The sequence below is a fragment of the Novosphingobium sp. JCM 18896 genome (genome assembly GCF_025938095.1).
Classification (GTDB): Bacteria; Pseudomonadota; Alphaproteobacteria; order Sphingomonadales; family Sphingomonadaceae; genus Novosphingobium.
Genome location: NZ_JAPCZF010000003.1, coordinates 209,075 through 234,741 on the forward strand (window position 1 = coordinate 209,075; position 25,667 = coordinate 234,741).

The following is a 25,667-nucleotide window of genomic DNA, read 5'->3' on the forward strand; positions in this document are numbered from 1 at the left end:
CCGCGGGCATCCTCGGGAGTCCACGCGGTGGGGCGGACGGCGATTCGTTAACCATATTCGTGTCTATGGGATGACGATGTTGCGCCCCCGCGCGGCCTTCAGATGGACACCCCTGACGTGCAGCACTCCGACAGCTTCCTCGACCGTTGGTTCGTCCGCATGCCGATCGCGCAGCGGCTGAATTTCCAGGTTATCGCGGCCATCGTCCTCAGCGGATGCCTGATCGCGGCGATCACGATCGGTGCGGGCCTGAGCTGGCGCATGGGGCAGGAGGACAATCGCGTCGCCGACCAGGCGCTCAAGATCGCGCTGCTCGAGAAGGACTTCACCTCGCTCGAACGCGACGCCTTCCGCTATGCACTGCTGCGCACGCCCGAGGCGCAGGAAAGCTATCGCGGCAACGCCACCGATTTCGGCACCTCGCTCAAGGATACCCAGGCGGTCCTGGGCGCGTCCGAGCAGGATCTCGTGCGTCAGGTCGAAGAAGGCGCGGCCGACTACGTCAAGACCGTCGATCGCGTGATGGCGGCCGGGCCGGCCGACGCCGAGGGCGCCGCGGCGATCGTCGCCGCGGGCGACGTCGTCGATGCCAAGATCGAGGAAATCCGCAAGCCGGTCATCGCGCACGCCGCGGTCATCGCCAAGCAGCAGGAGCAGCTCTCCATGCTGAGCATGGCGATCACGATCGCCATCGCCGCGCTTGCCGGCATGGCCTCCTTCGTGCTGGCGCGCGTCATCAAGCGCACGATCGGCAGCGAACTCGGCGTCATGGCCGAGGCCATCTCGCGGATCTCGCGCCAGGATTTCAACGTCGAGGTCCAGCATTCGAGCCGCGAGGACGAACTCGGCAAGCTCGCCCGCGCGGCCGAGCAGTTGCGCGAGACCAGCCGTTCGAAGGTCCAGTCCGACAAGGACATGACGCGCATGGTCGAAGTGGTCGGCGAATCGCTGCGCAAGCTGGCGGCGGGCGACCTGACCGTGAACCTGCCCGATCTCGGCCCCGGCTATGAGGCCGTGCGTTCGGACTTCAATGCGGCGATCACGCGCCTGCACGATACGATGATCTCGGTCGCCGAGGCGGCGAACAACATTCGCGGCGGCTCGGGCGAGATCAGCCAGGCGTCTGCCGATCTGGCGCAGCGCACCGAACATCATGCATCCGAACTGGCGAGCGCCGCCGAATCCGTGGACGCGCTGACGACCGCGGTCGGCAGCACCGCAGCGAATGCCCAGATGGCACACCAGGGTACCTGCGAAGCGGTGACCGTGGCCAGCGAGGGTACCGACATCGTTCGCCAGGCCGTGGCCGCCATGTCGAACATCGAGGAATCGACCGCGCAGATCGGCCAGATCATCGCAGTGATCGATTCGATCGCCTTCCAGACCAACCTGCTGGCGCTCAACGCCGGCGTCGAGGCCGCGCGTGCCGGCCAGGCGGGCAGCGGCTTCGCCGTCGTCGCCAGCGAAGTGCGCGCGCTCGCACAGCGTTCGGCCGATGCCGCCACCGACATCCGCTCGCTGATCGAGAGCAGCACCCAGCAGGTCGGCACCGGCGTCGAGATGGTGCGCCGCGCGGGCACCGCGCTCGAACGCATCAGCGGCAGCGTCGAAAGCGTCACGGGCACGGTCATGGACATTTCGCAGGCCGCCAGCGAGCAGTCGACCCGTCTGCGCGAGACCAACAGCATCATGTCGGCCATGGACCGCGTGACGCAGCAGAACGCGGCGATGGTCGAACAGAGCCACGCCGCCGCGCGCAATCTCGATCACGCGGCGAACAACCTGACCGAACTGGTCGGCCGTTTCGCGCTGGCCAAGGCCGCCTGATCGCACCGTTTCGGTTGCGACGAGCGGGGGAACTTGAGCACGGTTTAATGAGTTGTTCCGTCATCCCCGACGGAGTAGCGCGATGCAGGTTGTGACCCCGGCCGACAGAGAAGCGGCTCTAGCCCTGCGCGAGGCCTTGGCCGACATTTCCGGCTTCTGGTATCGTCTCGATGACGACGGGCCGCTGTGCCAGGCGATCGCGCGGCATCGCGTCCAGACCGAACAGCGGCTGCTGCGTCAGGCCTTCCCCGAAGCGCAGGCCGTTCCTCTCCTGCCCGATCCGGCAAAGCCGTCCGAGCCGCCGATTGCCCGGCTGCTGCTCCCGGCCATCGTCAAGACGGCGCCGATCTCCGGCATCAACTGCGGCTGACGGGCACTTCCGTGCGCTTGACCAATGTCGATTTCCGTATGCCCTCGATCCGGCTGTCGGGGACGGTCGACTATGCGATGTACGAGACCTTCCGGCAGCAGCTCGACAGCTGCGCGCAGGACGGCCTGGTGACGATCGAGCTATCGACGCTCGGTGGCGATCCCGAGGTTGCGCGGATGATGGGCGAGGACGTGCGCTTCCACAGCGAGATCGCTCCGCAGCGGCGGATCGTCTTCCTCGGCAAGGCGGCGATCTATTCGGCGGGGACGACCTTCATGTCGTTCTTCGCGCGCGAGAACCGCTATCTGACCCGCGGCACGCGGCTGATGATCCACGAGCGGAAGCTGACCAGGACGCTGCAGATCGAAGGGCCGCTGACCACCTGCATCGCCTCGGTCGAAGCGACGCTCAACGAGATCCAGGCATCGATCGAGATCCAGAACGAGGGGTTCCGGAACCTGATCTACGGATCGAGCGTCACCATGGACGACGTGCTGCGCCGCGCGCCCTCGAACTGGTATATCGAGGCGAACGAGGCGCAGCGGCTCGGGCTGATCGAGGCCGTGCTCTAGCGACTGGACAGGTTCGTTAGGTCAGCGTTGCCGAACTTCGTCACCCCGGACTTGATCCGGGGTCCCGCTGTTGGTCCCGACGCATCCTTTGCCGCAAGAAGTGGGACCCCGGATCAAGTCCGGGGTGACGGAAGAAGATGGCTCGGTCGATCAGCCGAACAGTTTGCCCGCCACCTGGGCGACGATGCTGCCCTGGTGGCTCGCGCCGGCGAGATCGATCTCGCTCGGCTGGCGCGAACCGTCGCCGCCGGCCACCGTCGTCGCGCCATAGGGCGCACCGCCGACGATCTCGTCGATGCTCATCTGGCCCTGGTGGCTGTAGGGCAAGCCGACGATCGTCATGCCGAAGTGCAGCAGGTTGGTGATGATCGAGAACAGCGTGGTTTCCTGCCCGCCGTGCTGGGTCGCGGTCGAGGTGAAGGCCGCTCCGACCTTGCCGTTGAGCGCGCCGCGCGCCCAGAGCCCGCCGGCCTGGTCGAGGAAGGCCGCCATCTGCGAGGGCATGCGCCCGAACCGCGTCGGCGCGCCGATGACGATCGCGTCGTAGTTCTCGAGTTCGGCGATCGTCGCGACCGGCGCCTCCTGGTCGAGCTTGAAGCCGGACTTCTGCGCAACCTCGATCGGCGCGGTCTCGGGCACGCGCTTGACCGTGACCTCGGCGCCTTCCTGGCGGGCCCCTTCGGCGACGGCATTGGCCAGGGCTTCGACGTGGCCATAGGTCGAATAGTAGAGGACGAGAATCTTGCTCATGCGTGCTCCTCAGGCTGCGATCGCAGCGGTCTTCGCGGGTCGGGCATTGGCGATGGTCCATTGCAGCGCAGCGTCGGCCACGCTTTCCCAGCCCTCGTCAATGCAGGTCCAGTGGGAACGGCCGGGGAAGATGTGCAGTTCCGTCTTCGCCGGCGCGCGCTTCTGCTTGGCGTAGATCGCCTCGGTCATGCTGGCGTCGGCGATCAGGTCGAGCTCGCCGCCGATCAGTAGCAGCGGCGCGCGGTTCGGATTGTCCCATTGGATCGACATCGCGCCGATCACGCCGTTCCAGTAGACCCGGCCCGGCGTCGGCACGATGTAGCGATCGTAGAGCGCATCGGCCTGGTCCTTCGGCGCGGTCTGGGCGAAGCGCGTCTGGAAGAACTGGCGCGACATCACCTTGGACTTTCGCCACGACAGCGGGTCGACGAAGACCGGCAGGGCCGAACGGATCGCATGCGGATGCAGCGGCACGCCCGGTGTCGGCGCGGGATCGATCGCGACGCCGGCAACTCCCAATCCGCGGTCGAGCAGGTGCTGGACGATGACCCCGCCCAGCGAGTGGCCGATCAGGATCGGCTCCTCGGGCAGGGCTTCGATGATCCGCTGATAGTGATCGACGATCTGCCGCTGCGACAGCCGCGCGAGTTCGGGCGCGGGCGCCTGGCGCAGCTCTTCGGGCGAACGATCGTCATAGGGCCAGTCGGGCGCGATCACCGTATGGCCGGCGGCCTCGTAGCGTGCCTTGAAGCCTTCCCAGCTTCGCGAGTTCAGCCAGGCACCGTGAATCAGGACGATGGTCTTCGACATCGTAAACTCCTTCGATACGGGGCGAGGCGGGTCAACTGCGGATGAAGGCCAGCAGGTCGGCGTTCACGACGTCGGGATGCGTGGTGCACATGCCGTGCGGCAGGCCGCGATAGGTCTTGAGCGTGCCGTTCTTCAGCAGCTCGGCCGAAAGCGGGGCGGAATCGGCGTAAGGCACGATCTGGTCATCATCGCCGTGCATCACCAGGACGGGAACGTCGATCGCCTTGAGATCCTCGGTGAAGTCGGTCTCGGAGAAGGCCTTGATGCAGTCGTAATGCGCCTTGGCGCCGCCCATCATGCCCTGGCGCCACCAGTTCTGGATCACGCCCTGATCGACCTTCGCGCCGGGGCGGTTGTAGCCGTAGAACGGCCCCGAGGGGACCTCGAGGAAGAACTGCGCGCGGTTGTCGACCAGCGCCTTGCGGAAGCTGTCGAACACCTCGATCGGCAGGCCACCGGGGTTTTTGTCCGAACGCAGCATCACCGGCGGCACCGCGCCGATCAGCACGGCCTTGGCGACGCGGCCGGGCTTGGCGCGTGCGACATAGTGCGCGACTTCGCCGCCGCCGGTCGAATGACCGATGTGGATCGCGCCCTTGAGATCGAGCTCGTCGGCCAGCGCGATGACGTCGGCGGCGTAGGTATCCATCTCGTTGCCCGTCCAGGTCTGGCTCGACCGGCCGTGACCGCGGCGATCGTGGGCGATCACGCGATAGCCCTCGGCCAGGAAGAACATCATCTGGTTGTCCCAGTCGTCGGCCGAGAGCGGCCAGCCGTGGTGGAACACGATCGGCGTCGCATCCTTCGGACCCCAGTCCTTGTAGAAGATCTCGGTGCCGTCTGCGGTCTCGATGAAAGGCATGGTCGTTGCTCCTGGCATGAAAGGACGGGGGAAACGGACACGCCGATGGAGCCATCTGAGGCCGCATCGGCGGCGATCATGGCAGCGAGGCAGGTCAGCGAAACCGAGCCCGAAACCATTAATCGGTTACGTCAATCACTCTAAGCGACTTCATCGGTTTTGCGATCGAAGGGTCGGCGGGTATCCCGCGAATCCTCTGTTCAAAACGTATCACAGGAGGGGATCATGACGAAGTCATCATCATCGCTGCTCGCACTTCTCGCCGCCATGACGGCACCCGCGCTCTTGTCGGCTCCGGCCGGTGCACAAGAAGCGTCGGCAGCGGCGCCCCAAACGGCACCGATGACCAATCGCGACTGGTGGCCCCAGAGCCTCGATCTCTCGGCGTTGCGCCAGCACGAGGCCCATTCGAACCCCTATGGCGACCAGTTCGACTATGCGAAGGAGTTCGCCTCGCTCGATCTCGACGCGGTCAAGGCCGACATCCGCAAGGTGCTCACGACCTCGCAGCCCTGGTGGCCGGCCGACTATGGCCACTATGGCCCCTTCTTCATCCGCATGGCCTGGCACTCGGCGGGTACCTATCGCGCCGGTGACGGCCGCGGCGGTTCGGACGGCGGCGAGCAGCGCTTCGAGCCGCTCAACTCCTGGCCCGACAACGCCAGCCTCGACAAGGCGCGCCGGCTCGTCTGGCCGATCAAGCAGAAGTACGGCCGCAAGCTGTCGTGGGGTGACCTGATGGTGCTCTCGGGCAACGTCGCGCTCGAGGACATGGGCTTCAAGACCGTCGGCTTCGCCGGTGGCCGCGTCGACGCCTGGCAGCCTGATCTCGTCTTCTGGGGCCCCGAGCGCAAGTTCATGGCCGACCAGCGCCGCGACGCGAAGGGCAACCTGCGCGGGCCGCTGGCCGCGACGCAGATGGGTCTGATCTACGTCAATCCCGAAGGTCCCAACGCCAACCACGATCCGCTTTCGGCCGCCGCCGACATACGCCGCGCCTTCGGCAACATGGCGATGAACGACGAGGAAACCCTGGCGCTGATCGCGGGCGGCCACACCTTCGGCAAGGCGCACGGCGCGCACAAGCCCGACGACTGCGTCGGTGCCGATCCCTCGGCCTCGAGCATCGAGAGCCAGGGCCTCGGCTGGGCCAACAAGTGCGGCAAGGGCAATGCCGAGGATTCGGTGACCAGCGGCCTCGAGGGCGCCTGGACCTCGAGCCCCGCGCAGTTCACCCATCAGTACCTCGACAACCTGTTCCGCTTCGAATGGGTCAAGACCAAGGCCCCCTCGGGCGCGACGCAGTGGATCCCGACCGATCCCAATGCCGCGAACCTCGTCCCCGACGCGCATATCGAGGGCAAGCGCCACGCGCCGATCATGTTCACCACCGACATCGCGATCCGCGAGGATCCGGGCTTCCGCAAGATCGCCGAGCGGTTCCACAAGAACCCGGAGGAGTTCTCGGCCGCTTTCGCGCGTGCCTGGTTCAAGCTGACCCACCGCGACATGGGCCCGCAGGCCCGCTACCTCGGCAAGGACGTCCCGACGCAGACCTTCGCCTGGCAGGATGCCCTGCCCAAGGCCGACTATGCGACGATCAACGACGCCGACGTGGCGCAGCTCAAGGGCAAGATCCTGGCCTCGGGCCTGACCGGCCCCGAACTGGTGCGTGCCGCCTGGGCCTCGGCCTCGACCTTCCGCGGTACCGACATGCGCGGCGGCGCCAACGGCGGTCGCCTGCGGCTCGACCCGCAACGCAACTGGGCGGTCAACGACAAGGCCGAACTCGCGCGCGTGCTCGCCAAGTACACGGCGATCCAGCGTGACTTCAACAAGGCGGCCAAGGACGGCCAGCGCGTGTCGATCGCCGACCTCGTCGTGCTCGGCGGCGGCGCGGCGATCGAGCAGGCGGCGAGCAAGGCCGGCTATGCGGTCTCGGTGCCGTTCACCCCGGGCCGCGTCGATGCGACCCAGGCGCAGACCGACGTCGCCTCGTTCGCTTTCCTCGAGCCCAAGTCCGACGGCTTCCGCAACTACCACGCCGCCGATGCCACCTTGGCGCCGGCTGCGGCGCTGGTCGACAAGGCCGATGCGCTCGACCTCACCGTGCCCGAGATGACCGTGCTGGTCGGCGGCATGCGCGTGCTCGGCGCCAATACCGGCGGATCGTCGAACGGCGTCTTCACCAAGCGGCCGGGCCAGCTCAGCAACGACTTCTTCGTCAACCTGCTCGACATGAAGACGGTCTGGGCCAAGTCGGCGAGCGATCAGGGGCTCTACGAGGGCCGCGATCGCGCCAGCGGCAAGCTCGAATGGACGGCGACCCCGGTCGACCTGATCTTCGGCTCGAACTCCGAACTGCGCGCCGTGGCGGAGGTCTACGGTTCGGACGATGCCGGGCAGATGTTCGCCAACGACTTCGTCGCCGCCTGGACCAAGGTGATGAACGCCGACCGCTACTGATCAGGCCGGCTTAGGAAAGACCCCGCGATGGCTCCGGTCGTCGCGGGGTTTTCTATTGCCCGCGGCGCGCCCATTCCTTGTTGATGCCGAGCGCGGCGAGGGTGCAGGCGGCACCCGACAGCAGATAGGCGCCGACCGACCAGAGGCCGAACTGGCTGGCGAGGAACAGCGCGACCAGCGGCGCGAAGCCCGCGCCGAGCAGCCAGGCCGAATTGGCGACGATCGCCGCGCCGGTATAGCGGTACTCGCTGGGGAAGCTGGCGTTCACCGCGCCCGAGGACTGGCCGAAGGCGAGCCCGAGCAGCGCGAAACCGGCGATCATGTAGACGATCTCGCCCAGGCTGCCCGCGCCGAGCAATTGCGGTGCGAAGCCGCTGTAGGCGCCGATCAGCACGGCCGAGACGCCGAGTACCGCGCGCCGGCCGACCCGGTCGGCGATCAGCCCCGAAGCGAGCATGGCCAGCACGCCGACCACCGCGCCGACGATCTCGATCACCAGGAAGGTGACCGGCGTCTCGCGGCCGTAGAGCGTTACCCAGGATAGCGGGAAGACCGTGACCAGATGGAACAGCGCGAAGCTGGCCAGCGGCGCGAAGGCGCCCAGCGCGATCGTGCGCCACTGGCGGAACAGGGTGGCGAAAGCGGGCGAGGGCTGCAGTTCGCGGCTTTCGAACAGTTCCTGGAACTCGGGCGTGGCGACCAGCCGTAGCCGCGCGAACAGCGCGACGACGTTGATCGCGAAAGCGACGAAGAACGGATAGCGCCAGCCCCACGACAGGAAATCCTCGGTCGAGAGCGTGGCCATGAAGAAGGCGAACAGCGCCGCGGCGACCATCAGGCCCAGCGGCGCGCCGAGCTGCGGGATCATCGCGTACCAGCCGCGGCGGTCTTCCGGGGCATTGAGCGAGAGCAACGAGGGCAGGCCGTCCCAGGCGCCGCCGAGCGCGACGCCCTGGCCGACGCGGAGGATCGCCAGCAGCCAGATCGCGGTCGCGCCGATCTGCGCATAGGCGGGCAGGAAGGCGATCGCCATGGTCGAGCCGCCGAGCAGGAACAGTGCGATCGTCAGCTTGACCCCGCGACCGTGCGCGCGGTCGATCGCCATGAAAACCAGGGTGCCGATCGGCCGTGCGACGAAGGCCAGTGCGAACAGCGCGAACGAATAGAGCGTGCCGGTGATCGCATCGACGAAAGGAAAGATCAGCGAGGGAAAGACCAGAACGGATGCGATTGCGTAAACGAAGAAGTCGAAGAACTCGCTGGTTCGGCCGATGATCACGCCGATGGCGATTTCACCCGGAGCGATACGGCGATCGCGCGCGTTAAGGACCTGGGCGTCGCGTTCCAGCGACGTCGAATTCGACGCGGCGATCGGTGCAGTCATAAGCTTTCGCTCCGGCGGCCTGGCGCGACGGTATTGCATTCGAACGCGCATTGCACCAGAAAAGCTCCGCGGCGGGAGGACAAATCTCAAACGTCGGCGTCCCGGCGCCGGAGCAGGCGAGGTCCATGCGCAGAGACGAGCCGGTATCGAATGTGCGGCGCATCCTTGCGCTCATGCCGCTGCTCCTGCTGGCGGCCTGCAACCGCGCGGTGCTCGATCCCGCCGGCGACGTCGCCGTCCAGCAGCGCGACATCATCTACATCTCGACCGCGCTGATGCTGCTGATCATCGTGCCGGTCATGGCGCTGATCGTGGTCTTCGCCTGGCACTACCGCGCGAAGAACCAGGAAGCGACCTATGACCCCGATTTCGACCATTCGACCTCGCTCGAACTCGTGATCTGGTCGGCGCCGCTGCTGATCATCATTTGCCTGGGCGCGTTGACCTGGTGGTCGACCCACCTGCTCGATCCGTTCCGCCCGCTGAACCGCATCGCTGCGGGCAAGCCGATCGATCCCGCGGTCAAGCCGCTGACCGTCCAGGTCGTCTCGCTCGACTGGAAATGGCTGTTCATCTACCCCGAACAGGGCGTGGCCACGGTCAACGAACTGGCGCTGCCGGTCGACCGGCCGGTCCGGTTCGACCTGACTTCGACCAACATGATGAACACCTTCTACGCGCCCAGCCTGGCGGGGATGATCTATACCATGCCCGGCATGCGCTCGACCCTGCACGCCGTGCTCAACCGGCCCGGCGACTACGAGGGCATGTCCGCCAACTATTCGGGCGAGGGCTTCTCCGACATGCGCTTCAAGCTCAAGGGGCTGGACCAGGCCGGGTTCGACGCCTGGGTGGCGCGGGTCAAGTCGGGGCCCAGGCTCGATACCCCGGGCTTCCTCGCGCTCGCCGAGCCCAGCGAGAAGGTGCCGGCGATGTATTACTCGTCGGTTGAGGCGAACCTGTTCGACCGGATCTACAACCGCTGCGTGAAGCCGGGCACGCCCTGCATGAGCGCGGTCATGCGGCATGATGGCGAGGGCGGTGGGCACGGCGCTCCGCCACCAGGGCAGAAGCCCGAGGGCGCGCTGTTCAAGGACGGCGCGGAGAAGGGCACGGGCCCGAACGTGACCGCGCCGCGCGCGCCCGATGGCCGCGCGCCGGGCTCGCCCAAGACCGACAAGATCTCGTTCAACCTGCTTGCTGCCGCCCGGAGCCCCGCATGACCGGAGAGACCGTCACCAGCGCGATATTCGGCCGGCTGACCTGGGAATCGTTCCCGATCCACGAACCGATCCTGCTGGTGACTTTCGCGGTCGTCGTGCTGCTCGGGCTCGGCATTGTCGGAGCCGTCACCAAGTACCGGCTGTGGGGCTGGCTCTGGCGCGAATGGCTGACCAGCGTCGATCACAAGAAGATCGGCATCATGTACATCGTCCTGGGCATCATCATGCTGCTGCGCGGCTTCGCCGATGCGCTGATGATGCGCGCGCAGCAGGCCATGGCCTTCGGTGCGAGCCAGGGCTACCTGCCCGCGCACCACTACGACCAGGTCTTCACCGCGCACGGCACGATCATGATCTTCTTCGTGGCGATCCCGCTGGTCGTGGGGCTGATCAACTTCGTGATGCCGCTGCAGATCGGCGCGCGCGACGTGGCCTTTCCCTTCCTTAACAACCTGTCGTTCTGGCTGACCGTGGCCGGTGCGCTGCTGGTCATGGTCTCGCTGTTCGTCGGCGAGTTCTCGCGCGGGGGCTGGCTCAACTACGTGCCCGTCACCAATCTGCAGAACAGCCCCGACACCGGGCCCGACTATTACCTGTGGGCGCTGCAGATAGCCGGCGTCGGCACGACGCTCTCGGCGATCAACATGGTGACGACGATCATCAAGATGCGCGCGCCGGGCATGACAATGATGAAGATGCCGGTGTTCTGCTGGACCGCGCTGTGCAGCAACGTGCTGGCGATCGCGATCTTCCCCGTGCTGACCGGCGCCTTCGCGCTGCTGATGCTCGATCGCTACGTGGGGACCAACTTCTTCACCAACGATCTCGGTGGCAACCCGATGATGTACTGGAACCTCGTGTGGATCTGGGGGCATCCCGAGGTCTACGTGCTGGTTCTGCCCGTCTTCGGCATCTATTCGGAGATCACCTCGACCTTCACCGGCAAGCGCCTGTTCGGCTATTCGTCGATGGTCTACGCGACCGTGGTCATCACGATCCTGTCCTACCTCGTCTGGCTCCACCACTTCTTCACGATGGGCTCGGGCGCCAGCGTCAACTCGTTCTTCGGCATCGCGACGATGGTCATCTCGATCCCGACGGGGGCGAAGATCTTCAACTGGCTGTTCACGATGTACCGCGGCCGCATCCGCTACGAGCTGCCGATGATGTGGGTGATCGCCTTCATGCTGACCTTCGTGGTCGGCGGCATGACCGGGGTGCTGCTGGCCGTGCCGCCCGCCGACTTCGTGCTGCACAACTCGCTGTTCCTGGTGGCGCACTTCCACAACGTGATCATCGGCGGCGTGGTCTTCGGGCTCTTCGCCGGGCTCGACTACTGGTTCCCCAAGGCCTTCGGCTTCAAGCTCGACCGCTTCTGGGGGCGCATCCATTTCTGGGGCTGGGTGATCGGCTACTGGGTCGCCTGGACGCCGATCTACGTGGTCGGCCTGATGGGCACGACGCGCCGCGTGCGCCACTTCGACGATCCTTCCTTACAGATCTGGTTCGTGCTCGCCGCGATCGGCGCGCTGATCATACTCGTCGGCATCGCCGCCTTCGTCATCCAGATCGCCGTCAGCATCATGCGCCGCGACCAGTTGCGCGACACCACCGGCGATCCCTGGCACGGCCGTACGCTCGAATGGTCGACCGCCTCGCCGCCGCCCGCCTACAACTTCGCCTTCACCCCACAGGTCCACGCGCTCGACGCCTGGTACGACATGAAGGACCGCGGCGCGCAGCGGCCGGTGACCGGCTTCGCGCCGATCCACATGCCGCGCAATACCGGCGCTGGCGTGATCCTCTCGGCCATGGCCATGGTGCTCGGCTTCGCGATGATCTGGTACATCTGGTGGCTCGCCGCGGTGTCGGCCGTGGCGCTGCTGGTCTACGGCGTCGCGCATACGTTCAACTACAACCGTGACTACTACATCCCGGCGGATGAAGTGGCGGAGGAAGAGGACGCGCGCAGCCGGCTGCTCGCGGCGGGGGCGTGACCATGGCCGAAACGCAGCCACCGGCACCCGCCTTCTACGTCCTCGATCCCCACGAGCATCACCACGAGCCCGGCTCGGGCACCTTGCTGGGCTTCTGGATCTACCTGATGAGCGACGCGCTGATTTTCGCGACGCTCTTTGCCACCTACGGCGTGCTCAGCACGAGCTATGCCGGCGGACCGTCTCCGCGCGAGATATTCGAGCTGCCGCTGGTCGCGCTCAACACCGCGATCCTGCTGGTCTCGTCGATCACCTACGGCTTCGCGATGATCGCGATGCAGGAGGGCCGGCTCGGCGGGACCAGGCTGTGGCTGGCGGTGACGGGCCTGCTCGGCATGGCCTTCGTCGGGGTTGAGCTCTACGAGTTCGGCAACCTGATCGCCGAGGGGGCAACGCCGCAACGCAGCGCCTTCCTCTCGGCCTTCTTCACCTTGGTTTCCACGCACGGGCTGCACGTCTCCTTCGGCATCCTGTGGATCGGGGTCATGCTGGTGCAACTGGGCCAGCGCGGGCTCCATGCCGAGAACCAGCGGCGGCTGCTGTGCCTGTCGATGTTCTGGCACTTTCTCGACGTCGTCTGGATCGGCGTCTTCACCTTCGTCTATCTGCTGGGAGTCCTGCGATGAGCGAGACAGCGCACGGGCACGCCGAAGTCCCGCACGGCTCGCGCCGCGGCTACCTGATCGGCTTCCTGCTGTCGGTGGTGCTGACCGCCGTGCCGTTCTGGCTGGTGATGACGGGCGTGATCGGCGACGCCGCGACCGTCGCGGCGATCATCATCGCGCTCGCGGTCGTGCAGATCCTGGTCCACACGGTCTGCTTCCTCCACGTCAACTCGCAGTCCGAAGGCGGCTGGACCCTGCTCGCCTATGCCTTCGCGGCGGTGATCGTGCTGATCGTGATCGCGGGCTCGCTGTGGATCATGTACCATCTCAACACCAACATGATGCCGATGACGAGCATGGACGGGCCCTCCTGAAAAAGCGCTGGTTCCTGGCGCTGGCTCTGCTCGGCGCCGTCCTGTTCGCGGCGCTGGGGATCTGGCAGGTCGAGCGCCGCGCCTGGAAGCACGATCTGATCGCGCGCGTCGAGGCGCGGATCCATGCGCCGCCTGTCGCCTTTTCAGATATATCGAAATGGCGGGGCCTGACGCCCGACGCCTACGAATACCGCAAGGTCCGGCTGCGCGGCGTGTTCCGCCACGATCGCGAGGCGCTGGTCCAGGCGCTGACCGAGCGCGGCGCGGGCTTCTGGGTGCTGACGCCGCTGCGCACCGATGCGGGCACGGTGCTGATCAACCGCGGCTTCGTTCCTGGTGAGCGGCGTGCCGCCGAGACTCGCCGCGAGGGGCAGGTCGCCGGAGAGGTCGCGGTGACGGGCCTGATGCGCGCGAGCGAACCCGGCGGTGGCTTCCTGCGCGCCAACGACCCCGCAGCCGATCGCTGGTATTCGCGCGACGTCGCGGCGATCGCCCGGGCTCGCGGGCTCGGGCCGGTCGCATCGTTTTTCGTCGATGCCGATGCCGCAGCGAACCCGGGCGGCTATCCGCTGGGCGGGCTCACCGTCGTGCGCTTTGCCGACAACCACCTGGTCTATGCGCTGACCTGGTTCGCGCTGGCGGGGCTATGCCTCTGGGCGGGCCTTACCGCGCTGCGGCCCGCACAGCGCGAGAGTAACGTCCAGGAAAACTAACCCCGCCCCGCTCGTGCTGAGCTTGTCGAAGCACCGGCCACAACGGTCGCGCAAGCACCCTTCGACAAGCTCAGGGTGAGCGGGACTTGTTTATGACCCGTTGCTTTCGGGCCTCACTCCTCGAGTAGGCTGCGCAGCATCCAGGCGGTCTTCTCGTGAACGTCGAGCCGCTGGGTCAGCAGGTCGGCGGTCGGCTGGTCGTTGGCTTCGTCGACCAGGTCGAACAGCCCGCGCGCGGTGCGTGCCGTCGCTTCCTGCGCGGCGACCAGGTGCTCGACCATCTCGAGCGCCTTGGGCTGGCCGCGGACCTCCTTGATCGAGGCGAGTTCGGCGAATTCGCCATAGGTGCCGGGCGCGGGGAAGCCGAGCGCGCGGATGCGTTCGGCGATCAGGTCGAGCGCGTTCCACTGCTCGGTATACTGCCCCATGAACATCAGGTGCAGCGTGTTGAACATCGGCCCGGTGACGTTCCAGTGGAAGTTGTGCGTCATCAGGTAGAGCGTGTAGCTGTCGGCCAGCAGCTTCGAGAGGCCGCCGGCGATATCCGCGCGCTGCTGCTCGGTCATGCCGATGTTGATCGCTCGACTCTTTCCCATGGCTTGGCTCCGCTTGTTCGTGATCCGCACTATAGTCGGCTGGCGCGCGGACGCGCTCATACCCTGGTATAGTAGAGCGGCGGGGCCCGCCGTCCAGAGGCGTCGAGACGTGCCGTGGGGATCAGGCGGCGACGCCGCCTTCGACCATCAGGGTCGAGCCGCTCATGAACATGGCCAGGTCGGAGACCGCGAAGAGGATCACGCGCGCGACGTCGTCGGCGACGCCGAGCCGGCCGACGGGACTGCCGCCGATGCCGGGGATCGGGATCTTCTTGAGCGCTTCCGCATCGAGGCTGGCGAGGTGCATGGTCTTCTCGGTCAGGCAGACGCCCGGCGCGATCCCGAGCACGCGGATCGCCTTGGGCCCGAACTCGAGCGCCATCGTCTTGGTCAGGCCGACGACGCCGTGCTTGGAGCCGGTGTAGGCGGCCTGGCCCGGCGCAATGCCGCGCAGGCCGGCGAGCGAGGCGACGTTGACGATCACCCCAGGCATGTCGGCCGCGATCATGCGTCGCGCTGCTTCGCGCGCGCCGACGAAGGTTCCGCGCAGGTTGATCGCCTGGACCGTGTCGAACTCCTCGTCGGTCAGGTCGAGCAGCGGCTTGTGCGAAGGGATGCCGGCGTTGTTGACCCAGATGTCGATGCCGCCGAATTCGGCGACGGCGAGGTCTGCCGCGGCTGTGATCGACATGGGGTCGCTCGCGTCCATCCGCACCGACAGGACGCGGGGGCCATAGGCGGCGCTCAGTTCGGCGGCGGTCGCCGCGGCCGCTTCGGCGTCGATGTCGCCGATCAGCACGGTCGCACCGGCTTCGGCAAGACGGCGGGCCGTGGCCTTGCCCAGACCCCAGGCCGCACCGGTGACGACGGCGCGGCGTCCTGCGAGCGAGACGAGCTCGGCGATCGAGCGGGCGGAGACGTCGGCAACGGCATTGGGCATGGTTTCAGGCCTCGGTGTTGGAATTTATGCGATAGTGTGTCGCATATATAGGATTTCCAGTCAACGCGACGTGTCGGGGTCCGTGCGTCGGACCCGCCGCCGATCGGACCGCGCTAGGCAAATCTTTACGGTTCCTTAGCTTGTTAACCATAATTCGCAGGACTGCATTTGCCTTTGCCAGCGGCCTCGCCGGTGGCTTCGGAGTGGCCGATGAGCGTTGCGAACTGGAATCCTGCCAAACTGACGCTGGTCGTGGATCTCGACGACACGCTGATCCGCACGGATTCGCTGTTCGAGGCTTTCTGGTCGGCCTGCACCGCCAAGTGGTACACGCCCTTGGCCGCGCTCGCCGCGCTGCCGCGCGGACCGCTCGCGCTCAAGCAGAAGTTGCACGCCATCGCTGGCCTCGACGCCGCGAGGCTGCCCTACAACGACGAGGTGCTCGAACTCGTGTGCGACTGGCGCGCGCGCGGGGGCCGGGTCGCACTCGTCACCGCCTCGCTCCAGGCCACGGCCGACGCAGTTGCGGCGCATCTCGGCCTGTTCGACGAGGCGCACGGATCGGGCGATGGCATCAATCTCAAGGGCCAGAACAAGGCGCGGTTCCTGCAGCAGCGGTTCGGCGCCGGCGGCTATAGCTACATCGGCGATGCGCCGGCGGACCTGCCGGTCTGGGAGCATTCGGCCGGCGCGGTGACGGTCAATCCCAGTGCGGCCTTCCGCGCAAGGGTCGACGCGCTGGGCAAGGACACCACCCACCTCGACGCGGCGCCGACCAGCGCGCGCGACTATCTGCGCGTGCTGCGGCCGCACCAGTGGCTCAAGAATGCGCTGATCCTCCTGCCGATGCTGGCCGCGCATCAGCTGACCGCGGCAACCTTGTGGCAGTCGCTGCTCGCCGTCGTCGCGTTCAGCCTGGTCGCTTCGTGCACCTATGTGCTCAACGACCTGCTCGATCTCGCCGCCGACCGCGCGCATCCGCGCAAGTGCCGGCGGCCTTTCGCCTCGGGGGCGGTCAAGGTCAGCCATGGGACCTGGATGGCGCCGCCGCTCGGTCTCGCGGGCGGGGCCGTCGCGCTGCTATCGGGCCCCGGGCTCTTCGCCATGCTGCTCGGTTATTTCGCGCTGACCACGGCCTATTCGCTGTGGCTCAAGCGCATGGTCGTGATCGACATCTGCATGCTCGCGGTGCTCTACACCATGCGCATCCTCGCGGGTTCGGTCGCCACGGGGCTGCCGGCCTCGGTCTGGCTGCTCGCTTTCTCGACCTTCTTCTTCTTCTCGCTCGCGAGCGTGAAGCGCCAGGCGGAGCTGGTCGACGGTATCGCCTCGGGCACCGTCCGCGCGCATGGCCGCGGCTATCACGTCGACGACCTCGCGATCATCGGCAACATGGCGGTCTCGTCGGGCATGGTTTCGGTGCTGGTGCTCGCGCTCTATGCCAATTCGGACCCGGTGCGGCAGCTCTACTCGCTGCCCGAAGTGCTCTGGGGCGTCTGCCTGGTCCTGCTGTTCTGGAACAGCCGCATCGCCATCCTGACCCATCGCGGCCAGATGCACGACGATCCGCTGGTCTTCGCCGCGCGCGATCCGGTCAGCTATGGCTGCGTCGCGGCGGTCGGCCTGCTCGCGCTCGCGGGTACCTTGCTGTGAGCCCAGCGACGCTGGTGCTGCGCTACGTTGCCTTCGCGGTGATCGCGACGGCGGGCAATCTCGCGACCCAGCGTGTGGTCCTCGGCTTCGACCACGGACACCTGACCTACTATCCCGCCTTGCTCGCCGGCACGGCGGTGGGGCTCGTTATCAAGTACCTGCTCGACAAGCGCTGGATCTTTGCCGACCCGTCGCGCGGGCTGGCCGCGCACGGCCGCAAGTTCACGCTCTATACCCTGATGGGCGTGATCACGACCGCGATCTTCTGGGGTGCGGAGACCCTGTTCTGGCTCGTCTGGCAGACCCAGGCTGCGCGCGAAGCCGGGGCGATCGTGGGGCTTTCGATCGGCTACTTCGCCAAGTATCACCTCGATCGCCGTCACGTCTTCACCGGCGGCGCAGGGGCAGGGCAAGCGACATGATGATCTCGGGCTGGGGGCGCTATCCGCGACAGGATTGCGTCGTCCATAGTCCCCGATCCGAAGCCGATCTGCGCGGGCTGGTCGAAAGGGGGCCGGCGATCGCGCGCGGCAATGGCCGCGGCTATGGCGACTGCGCGCAGCAGCCGGCCAACACCGTGTCGATGCTCAAGCTCAACCGCATGCTCGCCTTCGATGCCGATACGGGGCTGCTCGTGGTCGAGGCCGGGGTTCTGCTCGCCGAGGTGATCGACGCCTTCCTGCCGCGCGGCTGGTTCCCGCCGGTGACGCCGGGCACCAAGTTCGTCACGCTGGGCGGCATGGTCGCGGCCGACGTCCACGGCAAGAACCACCACCGCGACGGCTCTTTCGGCCGCTTCGTCGCCTGGCTCGACCTGCTCGACGGCACGGGGGAAGTGCGGCGCTGCAGCGCGCAGAGCGATCCCGAGCTGTTCGCCGCCACGATCGGCGGCATGGGGCTGACCGGCGTCATCCTGCGCGTGGCTTTTCACCTGCAGCGGGTCGAGAGCGGCTGGATCCGCCAGACCACCTTGCCCGCACCCGATCTCGACACGGCGATGCGGCTGTTCGAGGACCACGCCGATGTGCCCTATTCGGTGGCCTGGATCGACTGCCTGGCCGGCGGTCGCAGCCTTGGCCGTTCGGCGATCATGCTCGGCGAGCACGCGGTCGCCGCGGACCTGCCCGAAGCCTTGCGCATGGCGCCGTTCCGCACGCCGCGCCGCAAGTTGCGCAACGTCCCGTTCGACGCGCCGGCGGGTCTGCTCAACGGCTTGACGGTCAGGGCGTTCAACGCCGTCTACTATCGCCGTCAGGTGATGAAGCGCGGGCTGCAACTGGTCGATTGGGACAGCTATTTCTATCCGCTCGACGCGCTCGGCCAGTGGAACCGGATCTATGGCGGCCGCGGCCTGCTGCAGTTCCAGTGCGCGCTGCCGCTCGCTTCCGCCCGCGCCGGGCTGGCCGAACTGCTGGCGGCGATCTCCGCCAGCGGGCAGGGCTCGTTCCTCGCCGTGCTCAAGCGGCTCGGCGGCCTGCCCGGCGGCACGTTCTCGTTCCCGCTCGACGGCTATACGCTCGCGCTCGACTTTCCCGTCTCGGCGAAGGTGCTGGCGCTGATGGAACGGCTCGACGCGATCGTGCTCGCGCACGGCGGCCGGTTCTATCTGGCCAAGGACAGCCGGATGAGCGCAGCCACCTTGCGCGCCAGCGATAGGCGCGTCCCCCAATTCCTCGCCTTGCGCCAGGCCGAAGGCGCCGCCGCCTTCGCCTCGAGCCAATCCGAAAGACTGGAACTATGACCGCAGATCCTGTGCTCGTCCTCGGTGGCAAGTCCGACATCGGCCTCGCCCTTGCGCACCGCTTCGCTGCGGCCGGCCATCCGATCCAGCTTGCGGCGCGCGACGCGGCAGCGCTGGCTGCGGACAAGGCCGACATCGAACTGCGCCACGGCGTTACGGTGACTCTGCACGAGCTCGACATTCTCGCCACGGAGAGCTTCGCGGCTTTCCTCGATAGCTTGCCGGCGCTGCCGGGCACGGCGGTCTGCGTCGTCGGTCTGCTCGGCGATCAGGCGAAGTCCGAGGCCGATGCCGAAGCCGCGACGCTGACCTTCCGCAGCAATTTCGAAGGACCGGCGCTGCTGACCGGCCTGATCGCCAACCGCTTCGAGCAGCGTGGCAGCGGCACCTTGGTGGGCATCAGCTCGGTCGCGGGCGAACGCGGCCGCGCGAGCAATTACGTCTACGGCTCGGCCAAGGCCGGCTACACGGCTTTCCTCTCGGGCCTGCGCAATCGCCTGGCGAAGAAGGGCGTCCAGGTCCTGACCGTGCTGCCGGGCTTCGTCGCCACGCGCATGACCGCGGGCATGGACCTGCCGGCCAAGCTCACCGCACAGCCGGCCGAAGTCGCGGGCGCCGTGTTCAAGGCCGTCGGCGCGGGGCGCAACGTGCTCTACGTCAAGCCGGTGTGGTGGGCGATCATGACGATCATCCGCGCGATCCCCGAGCGAATCTTCAAGGGCATGAGCATTTGACCCCAGCGTCGCCATCTGGATTGGCGACGAGCAGGCCCGTGCTGATCGCCGTGCTGGCGGTCTCGGCTCTGCTCGCGCTGGTCTCGGCGGTGCTGTTCCAGGTGCCCGGATTGCTTGGGCGCGACAAGGTCCTGACCGATTTCGATGCCTTCCACATCGCCGGGACCATGGCGGCGCAAGGTCGGGCCGAAGCGACCTATCGCGCGACCGACATGCTCGCCGCGCAGCAGGCGATCACCGGGGGGCAACTGCTGTTTCCCTGGACCTATCCGCCGCCCTACATGCTGTTCGTCGCCGGGCTGGCGCAGCTGCCGATCGGCCTCGCCTATCTGCTGTTCGTGAGTGCCAGCCTGCTGTTCTACCTCACGGTCCTGCGACGGATTGCCGGCGATCATCTGCCCGGCACCTTGATCGCGGTGCTGCCGGCGGTGCTGCTGACCGTCCGCACCGGGCAGAATGGATTTCTCACTGCGGGGCTCATCGGTGCTTTCCTGCTGGCCTTCCCGGCACGACGCGCGGGGGCCGGGCTGCCGCTGGGGCTGATGTGCATCAAGCCGCATCTCGCCGCGGGGATCGGCCTGCTCGCGTTGTTCGGTCGGCGTTGGAACGCCATGGCCGTGGCGGCGGGTGTGGTCGCCGCCGCTGCCTCGACTGCGACGCTCGCCTTCGGGCCCGGCGTCTGGCCGGCCTTCCTCGGCGGCGTGCGCGAGGCCGGGGATTTCCTCGCGGCCGGATACTATCAGCTGTTCCGCATGACCTCGGTCTATGCCTGCGCCCGCAGCCTCGGGGCCTCGGCCTCGCTGGCGATGGTGCTGCACGGGCTGGCCGCGCTGGTCGCGATCGGCCTGTTCCTGCGGCTCTGGCACCGCGGCGACGAGCCGCGGATCCTCGCGGCGGCGGCCTGCGCGGTTTCGCTGTTCGTCAGCCCCTACAACTACGACTACGACCTCACGATCCTCGGCCTCGCGATCGGTTTCGTGCTGCCTGCGATCGTCATGCGCGCGCGCGCCGGCGAACTGGCCCTGCTGCTGCTGCTCGCGTGGTTCGTCACCGGCTACGGCTTTGCCATGGCCAGCCTGGGTGAGGGCGGGGCCGGCGGGCCGCAGCCCGCCGAATGGCCGTCGCTGACGGCCCCCGCGCTCGCGCTGCTGATCGCAGCCGCAGCAGCGATCCTCAGGCGTCCTGCCCCTCCCGCGACCTAGGCGTCGCGACCCATCAGCGGATCGCTGACGCCGTGGGCGCCGCGTTCGAGCCGGCCGGCGGCGCGGATCTCGACCGTCGCGAGCGTGACGGTGAAGTCGTACCAGTCCTGGCTCTTGTCCGTCGGCCAGACCGCTTCGGCCTTGCCCTCGGCGGGCAGCGCGGTCTGGAAGCTCTCGACGTGGCCATAGGCATCCTTGCCCAAGGTCGCGCGGCTCTCGGCTTTGGCGGGATTGTTCAGCGCGACCGACAGTGCCGGGCGGCGCGGGTGCTGGCGGATCGTCACCGCGGGCACCGTCGTACCTTCGGCCAGGGTGCCTGACATGTGCCGGACAAAGCCGTTGGGGCCGAGCACCCAGAGGTCGAACTCGCCGTTGGCGCCCAGGTCCCAGCTGTCGTCGATCCGCTTGCGCGCCTCGACCGTGTAGCGCCGCGGGATGCGGTCGAGGTGTTTGCGGTCGTAGACCTGGAACACCGCGCCGACGCTGCCCTCATTGACGAAGGTCAGGCGCACGCCGTCGGGCGCGGCGGCGAGATCGACCGCAAGCTTGTAGGGCAGCGCGCGCGAGCGGCGCACGCCGGTTTCCTGGTAGAGGTCCTGCGGCCGGCGCGGCGGGAGCACCTTGTCGCGCTTCTGGTGCACGGCGATCGTCTTGGGCGAATTGCTGACGTCGGGCAGTTCGGGGAACCCGGCATCGGCCGGCGCGGCGAAGTCGAAGCACGAGGTCAGGTCGCTGCAGACCGCGCGGTGCCAGGGGCTGATCGCCGGTACCGTCACGCCGAAGCGCTTCTCGAGGAACTGGCCGACCGAGGTGTGATCGGCGACCTCGCTGTTGACCCAGCCGCCCTTCGACCACGGCGAGACCACGTAGAGCGGCACGCGCGGGCCGAGGCCCCAGGGGCGCGTGGTGCCGCTGATAGTGTCGTCGCGCGAGGTATAGGCGTCCTTGTGATCGTCGAAATAGTGGCCCTTGAGGTCGAAGGTCGCCTTGCCCGCCATCGAGCCATCGGCGTTGTACGAAGGCGGCGCGGGCGGCGGAAGGTGATCGAACAGGCCGTCGTTCTCGTCGAAGGTCTGGAAGAACACGGTGCCGGCCCAGACCTCGGGATTGGCGGTCAGCGCGTCGAGCACCTTGGCGGTGAATTCGGCGCCTTCGAGCGGCGACGAGGTCGAAGGGTGCTCGGACCAGGGCATCGGCGGCAGGACCCAGGACACCTGAGGCAGGGTGCCGTTCTTCACGTCCTGTTCGAGCCGTTCGAGCGAGAAGTGGCTCATGCCCTTCTTGTAGAGCGGGCTGTCGGGCTTCGCCTCGCGGAAGCCCTTGAAGGCCAGGCCACCGTGCATCGCGCCGGTCCAGTTGTCGTTGGGATCTTGGTAGATCTTCCAGTCGACCCCCGCGGCATCGAGCACTTCGGGGATCGTCGCCCATTCGAGGTCATTGCCGGCATAGGTATAGCCGGGCTCGGGCAGCGCGCCCTTGATCCAGCAACGCAGGTTGTTCGGTTCGGACTTGTCGTCGCGGCAGTTAATACCCTGGGCGCGCATCGCCGGATCGAAATTGCCGCCCGACCAGAAGACGATGCGGTTGGGATCGGTGCCCGTGGTGATCGAGCAGTGATAGGCGTCGCAGATCGTGAAGCTCTCGGCCAGGGCGAACTGGAAGGGCACGTCCTCGCGCTTGTAGTAGCCCATCGAATAGTCGGTCTTGTACTTGGGCCAGAGGCCGAACTTGCCCTGGTTCCACGCGGCCTGGGCGTCGGCGAAGGAGTGCGGCGTGCCGGGCACCTTGATCGCGTTGGTCTTGGCCGTGTCGAGGTGGAACGGCGGCAGTTCGCGCGCGCCGTTGCTCTGCCACCAGACGTCCTTGCCCGAGGCGAGCGGGATGGGGTGGCGGTCGCCGAAGCCGCGAACGCCGCGCATCGTGCCGAAGTAGTGATCGAACGAGCGGTTCTCCTGCATCAGGATTACGACGTGGCGCACGTCCTTGATCGTGCCGGTCCGGCGGTTGGCGGGGATCGCCAGGGCGCGGCCGATCGCGGCGGGCAGGGCCCCTGCGACGGCAGCGGTCTTGAGGAAGTCACGGCGCGTGTTGGACATCGTAGGTCTCCCGTTATGTGCGGATTTCAGGGGGTCTTGCGCCGCAGTCGCGCGGCGATGTGGTCGAGCAGCAGCACCACGATCAGGATCCCGACGAGGATCGTGCCGACGTGGGCATATTCGTACATGTCGATCCGGCCCTTGAGCTCCTGACCGATCCCGCCCGCGCCGACGAGGCCGACGACGGTGGCCATGCGGACGTTGCGGTCGAGGATGTAGAAGGTCGAGGAAACGAACGGCGCGCGCACCGCCGGCCACAGCGCGAAGCGGAAGGTCGCGAGCCGGCTGGCGCCGCTCGCCAACAGCGCGCGGACGGGCGCCTGGTCGGCGTCCTCGATCGCATCGGCATAGAACCGGCCGAGGAAGCCCGCGGCGTGGAGGCCCAGCGCGAGGATGCCGGCGGGCGGGCCGAAGCCGAAGGCGGTGACGAGGAACAGCGCGCTCAGCAGTTCGGGCACGGCGCGCAGGCCGGCTGATAGGGCGCGCGCGGCTTGGCGGATCGCGGGGCTGCGCACCAATGGGGTCGATCCGGCGAGCCCCAGCGGCAGGCCGAGCAGCGCCGCGAGCAGGGTGCCCCAGATCGCGATCTCGATCGTCTCGAGCAGCTTGCCCGCGACCTGCAGGACATAGCCGAAAGGCTGGACCAGCCAGACCTTGCGCTGATGCACGGTCGCGGGTTCGAGCCGGTCGGGATCGAGTTCGCGCCTGGTCTCGTCGGTGGTCTGCAGATAGGCGAATGGCGGCAGATGGGCGGGATCGAAGCCGGGTATTTCGGCCACGTCCTGGCGGTCGGAAAGCTGCAGCGGCCACATCTGCGCGGCCATGCCGGCCAGCGCGCGACCGGCGCCGGCCTGGGTGAACAGCCGCGGCACGTCGACGCGCAGCGCGCTGATCGCGAGCAGGCCGAGCAGCGCCGCGAGCACGGCGATCCGTCGCAGGCTCCAGCTGCGCGGGAAGGCGGCGGTGGTGCTCATGCGGCCTCTACCCGGTGCGAGCGGCGATAGAGCTCGGGACTGCCGTCGAAGGCGAGGCGCCCTTCGTCGATCACCAGAATGCGATCGGCGAAAGCGCAGGCGAGCTCGGGCTGGTGCAGCGCACAGACCACCGTCGCGCCGAGACGCGTGCGGTGCGCGGCCAGCACGCTCAGCACCTGGCGCGCGGTGTCGGGATCGACGCTCGCCACGGGCTCGTCGGCCAGGACCAGCGCGGGTTCGAGCATCAGCGCCCGCGCCACGCCGACGCGCTGCTGCTGGCCGCCCGAGGGTCGTGAGACGGGCGCGCCGAGAAAGGCGGGATCGAGCCCGAGTTCGAGATGCAACGCGACCGCGCGCTCGCGCGCCCAGGCCGGATAGAGCCCGCTCAGCGCGCGCCACAGCGGCATCGACGCGGCGGCTCCGGCGACGATGTTTTCCGCCACGCTCGCCTCACCGACGAGCGCGCCGTCTTGGTGCACTTGGCCGATCCGCTTGCGCAGCGCGCGCGGCATGGAGGGTGTCAGCGGTGTGCCGTCGATGCTGGCAGAGCCGTGGGTCGGCGCGGCGATGCCACCGAGCAGTCGCAGCAGGCTGGACTTGCCCGCACCCGAGCGGCCGAGCACGGCACAGAACTGGCCCGCCGGGATCGTCAGGCTCAGCCCCGAGACTGGCATCGTCCCGTCGCGATAGATCAGCGATACCTGGTCGAGTGCGATCTGCATCAGCCCGCGCTCACTGTTGCGCTGCGCGTTCGAGCAGCGCGGCCTTGAGCGCCGGCGTTACGCGCGCGATGCGCCGGGCCATGCTGTCGAACGGCGCGTCGGAGAAGTGGGTGGCGTAGCCTTCGATCGCGCCGCCGCCGTAGCCAGTAATGCGGCCCTGCGTGATCGCCGCGTCCTGCGCCAGTCGGGAAAAGCCCTCGCGCAATATCTCGCGCCGGGCTGCTGGCAGGCGGGTGGAGACGATGAAAGGCGGATAAGGCATGGCCTCGCTACGTGCGAGCACGCGCAGCTTCTCTGCGCCGGGCACACCCGCGCGCAGGGCGCGGTCGTAGGAATCGAGCGAAAGCGCGGCGGCGTCGACCTGGCCCTGGAGCAGGGCGTTGAGGCTGTTGGGATGGCTGCCGGTCAGCCGAACCGCGGAAAGATCGCGCGCGGGATCGAGCCGGGCCTCCATCAGCATCGCTACGGGCATGAGGAACGACGAGGTCGAATTGATGTCGCCGAAGGCCACGCGCTTGCCCGCGAGGTCGGCAAGGCCGCGCAACGGCGCGTCACTGCGCACGAAGAAGGCGGCGTAGTAGCGCGGCTGGCCGTTCTTGATGCCGACCGCCAGGAGCTGTGCACAGCCGCGGTCGCGCGCCTGCAGATAGGTCGCGGGCCCGACGAAGGCCAGGTCGGCCACGCCGTTGCAGATGCCTTCGACGGCAGCACCGTAGGATTGCGTGATGGTCAACTCGAACCTCATGCCGGTGGAGCGGGACAGGGTGTCAAACAGCGGGCGGTAGTCGGCGAGCGTGCCGGACGCGGTTCCGCCATCGGCCGGGATCAGCACGACCCGGATGGGCGTCTCCGCGTCCGAGGCCTCGCCCCGTCCGCAAGCCCCCGTTGCCAGGGCGAGCAGGAGAAGGGCTGCGACCACGAGGAACGCGACGATCGTCCCCTGATGTTTTCGGCTTCCCGTCATATCGAGTCCGCGGGCGCCTACGCGGCGGCTGTGACATGACTGTGAAGCCGAAGAAGCACCCGGCCCACCCCGATCCGGGCAGGCCGGGTCAG

24 protein-coding genes are annotated in these 25,667 nt (G+C 67.6%); 14 read left to right on the plus strand and 10 right to left on the minus strand.

Annotated elements, in window-relative coordinates:
• The first annotated feature begins 102 nt into the window (after positions 1–102).
• The 3 genes from OLX23_RS11345 (at position 103) to OLX23_RS11355 (ending at position 2,769) form a co-directional block, all read left to right on the plus strand.
• A complete protein-coding gene (locus tag OLX23_RS11345; protein ID WP_264445107.1) occupies positions 103–1,827 on the plus strand; it encodes a methyl-accepting chemotaxis protein in 1,725 nt (574 codons plus the stop codon).
• 82 nt (positions 1,828–1,909) lie between these two features.
• A complete protein-coding gene (locus tag OLX23_RS11350; RefSeq protein ID WP_264445108.1) occupies positions 1,910–2,197 on the plus strand; it encodes a hypothetical protein in 288 nt (95 codons plus the stop codon).
• A 38-nt stretch (positions 2,198–2,235) separates the two neighbouring features.
• The gene (locus OLX23_RS11355) at positions 2,236–2,769 is read left to right on the plus strand and encodes a peptidase S14 (protein WP_264445680.1); all 534 of its coding nucleotides are present in this window, start codon (positions 2,236–2,238) and stop codon (positions 2,767–2,769) included.
• Between the two features lie 150 nt (positions 2,770–2,919).
• Here OLX23_RS11355 and wrbA read toward each other — a convergent pair whose 3' ends face one another.
• Genes wrbA through OLX23_RS11370 form a run of 3 tightly spaced genes read right to left on the minus strand, consistent with a single transcriptional unit; the run spans position 2,920 to position 5,191 of the window.
• A complete protein-coding gene (gene wrbA / locus OLX23_RS11360; RefSeq protein WP_264445109.1) occupies positions 2,920–3,519 on the minus strand; it encodes an NAD(P)H:quinone oxidoreductase in 600 nt (199 codons plus the stop codon).
• 9 nt (positions 3,520–3,528) lie between these two features.
• A complete protein-coding gene (locus OLX23_RS11365; protein WP_264445110.1) occupies positions 3,529–4,329 on the minus strand; it encodes an alpha/beta hydrolase in 801 nt (266 codons plus the stop codon).
• A gap of 31 nt (positions 4,330–4,360) precedes the next feature.
• Positions 4,361–5,191, minus strand: coding sequence for an alpha/beta fold hydrolase (locus tag OLX23_RS11370; protein WP_264445111.1), 831 nt, complete (start codon positions 5,189–5,191; stop codon positions 4,361–4,363).
• 225 nt (positions 5,192–5,416) lie between these two features.
• Between OLX23_RS11370 and katG the strand changes: the two genes are divergently transcribed.
• Positions 5,417–7,657, plus strand: a complete 2,241-nt coding sequence (gene katG / locus OLX23_RS11375) for a catalase/peroxidase HPI (RefSeq protein WP_319641313.1) — start codon at positions 5,417–5,419, stop codon at positions 7,655–7,657.
• Between the two features lie 52 nt (positions 7,658–7,709).
• Here katG and OLX23_RS11380 read toward each other — a convergent pair whose 3' ends face one another.
• Entirely contained in the window at positions 7,710–9,041 is a 1,332-nt protein-coding gene (locus OLX23_RS11380) for an MFS transporter (protein ID WP_264445112.1), read from the minus strand.
• Between the two features lie 125 nt (positions 9,042–9,166).
• Here OLX23_RS11380 and cyoA point away from each other — a divergent pair, with 125 nt between their 5' ends.
• The 5 genes from cyoA to OLX23_RS11405 are packed head-to-tail and all read left to right on the plus strand — an operon-like array spanning position 9,167 to position 13,953.
• A complete protein-coding gene (gene cyoA / locus OLX23_RS11385; protein WP_413629825.1) occupies positions 9,167–10,264 on the plus strand; it encodes a ubiquinol oxidase subunit II in 1,098 nt (365 codons plus the stop codon).
• On the plus strand, positions 10,261–12,261 hold the full coding sequence (gene cyoB / locus OLX23_RS11390) for a cytochrome o ubiquinol oxidase subunit I (RefSeq protein ID WP_264445113.1): 2,001 nt from the start codon (positions 10,261–10,263) through the stop codon (positions 12,259–12,261). Before cyoA ends, cyoB begins: the two co-directional genes overlap by 4 nt.
• Before the next feature lie 2 nt (positions 12,262–12,263).
• On the plus strand, positions 12,264–12,887 hold the full coding sequence (gene cyoC, locus OLX23_RS11395; RefSeq protein ID WP_264445114.1) for a cytochrome o ubiquinol oxidase subunit III: 624 nt from the start codon (positions 12,264–12,266) through the stop codon (positions 12,885–12,887).
• Entirely contained in the window at positions 12,884–13,240 is a 357-nt protein-coding gene (gene cyoD / locus OLX23_RS11400) for a cytochrome o ubiquinol oxidase subunit IV (RefSeq protein ID WP_264445115.1), read from the plus strand. Before cyoC ends, cyoD begins: the two co-directional genes overlap by 4 nt.
• Entirely contained in the window at positions 13,237–13,953 is a 717-nt protein-coding gene (locus OLX23_RS11405; RefSeq protein ID WP_264445683.1) for an SURF1 family protein, read from the plus strand. Before cyoD ends, OLX23_RS11405 begins: the two co-directional genes overlap by 4 nt.
• A gap of 113 nt (positions 13,954–14,066) precedes the next feature.
• On the opposite strand, the gene OLX23_RS11410 is transcribed toward OLX23_RS11405, so the two are convergent.
• Both OLX23_RS11410 and OLX23_RS11415 read right to left on the minus strand, forming a co-directional pair.
• Positions 14,067–14,549, minus strand: coding sequence for a Dps family protein (locus OLX23_RS11410; RefSeq protein ID WP_264445116.1), 483 nt, complete (start codon positions 14,547–14,549; stop codon positions 14,067–14,069).
• Positions 14,550–14,670: 121 nt separating this feature from the next.
• On the minus strand, positions 14,671–15,489 hold the full coding sequence (locus OLX23_RS11415; protein ID WP_264445117.1) for an SDR family NAD(P)-dependent oxidoreductase: 819 nt from the start codon (positions 15,487–15,489) through the stop codon (positions 14,671–14,673).
• A gap of 210 nt (positions 15,490–15,699) precedes the next feature.
• Between OLX23_RS11415 and OLX23_RS11420 the strand changes: the two genes are divergently transcribed.
• Genes OLX23_RS11420 through OLX23_RS11440 form a run of 5 tightly spaced genes read left to right on the plus strand, consistent with a single transcriptional unit; the run spans position 15,700 to position 20,819 of the window.
• On the plus strand, positions 15,700–17,142 hold the full coding sequence (locus OLX23_RS11420) for a UbiA family prenyltransferase (RefSeq protein ID WP_264445118.1): 1,443 nt from the start codon (positions 15,700–15,702) through the stop codon (positions 17,140–17,142).
• A complete protein-coding gene (locus OLX23_RS11425; protein ID WP_264445119.1) occupies positions 17,139–17,564 on the plus strand; it encodes a GtrA family protein in 426 nt (141 codons plus the stop codon). The genes OLX23_RS11420 and OLX23_RS11425 overlap by 4 nt, the downstream gene beginning before the upstream one ends.
• Positions 17,561–18,883, plus strand: coding sequence for an FAD-binding oxidoreductase (locus tag OLX23_RS11430; RefSeq protein WP_264445120.1), 1,323 nt, complete (start codon positions 17,561–17,563; stop codon positions 18,881–18,883). The genes OLX23_RS11425 and OLX23_RS11430 overlap by 4 nt, the downstream gene beginning before the upstream one ends.
• Positions 18,880–19,617 (plus strand): SDR family oxidoreductase, encoded by a 738-nt coding sequence (locus tag OLX23_RS11435; RefSeq protein ID WP_264445121.1) that lies wholly within the window; start codon positions 18,880–18,882, stop codon positions 19,615–19,617. The genes OLX23_RS11430 and OLX23_RS11435 overlap by 4 nt, the downstream gene beginning before the upstream one ends.
• Before the next feature lie 38 nt (positions 19,618–19,655).
• The gene (locus OLX23_RS11440; RefSeq protein WP_264445122.1) at positions 19,656–20,819 is read left to right on the plus strand and encodes a glycosyltransferase family 87 protein; all 1,164 of its coding nucleotides are present in this window, start codon (positions 19,656–19,658) and stop codon (positions 20,817–20,819) included.
• Here the strand turns inward: OLX23_RS11440 and OLX23_RS11445 are convergent.
• The 4 genes from OLX23_RS11445 to OLX23_RS11460 are packed head-to-tail and all read right to left on the minus strand — an operon-like array spanning position 20,816 to position 25,575.
• Entirely contained in the window at positions 20,816–22,915 is a 2,100-nt protein-coding gene (locus OLX23_RS11445) for a phosphocholine-specific phospholipase C (RefSeq protein ID WP_264445123.1), read from the minus strand. The two genes, OLX23_RS11440 and OLX23_RS11445, sit on opposite strands and share 4 nt — an antisense overlap.
• Positions 22,916–22,941: 26 nt before the next feature.
• Positions 22,942–23,889, minus strand: coding sequence for a phosphonate ABC transporter, permease protein PhnE (gene phnE, locus OLX23_RS11450; protein ID WP_264445124.1), 948 nt, complete (start codon positions 23,887–23,889; stop codon positions 22,942–22,944).
• Entirely contained in the window at positions 23,886–24,611 is a 726-nt protein-coding gene (locus OLX23_RS11455; protein WP_264445125.1) for a phosphonate ABC transporter ATP-binding protein, read from the minus strand. The genes phnE and OLX23_RS11455 overlap by 4 nt, the downstream gene beginning before the upstream one ends.
• A 10-nt stretch (positions 24,612–24,621) precedes the next feature.
• Positions 24,622–25,575 carry a phosphate/phosphite/phosphonate ABC transporter substrate-binding protein gene (locus OLX23_RS11460; RefSeq protein ID WP_264445126.1) on the minus strand — a complete coding sequence of 318 codons (954 nt, stop codon included), beginning with the start codon at positions 25,573–25,575 and terminating at the stop codon, positions 24,622–24,624.
• Between the last annotated feature and the right edge of the window lie 92 nt (positions 25,576–25,667).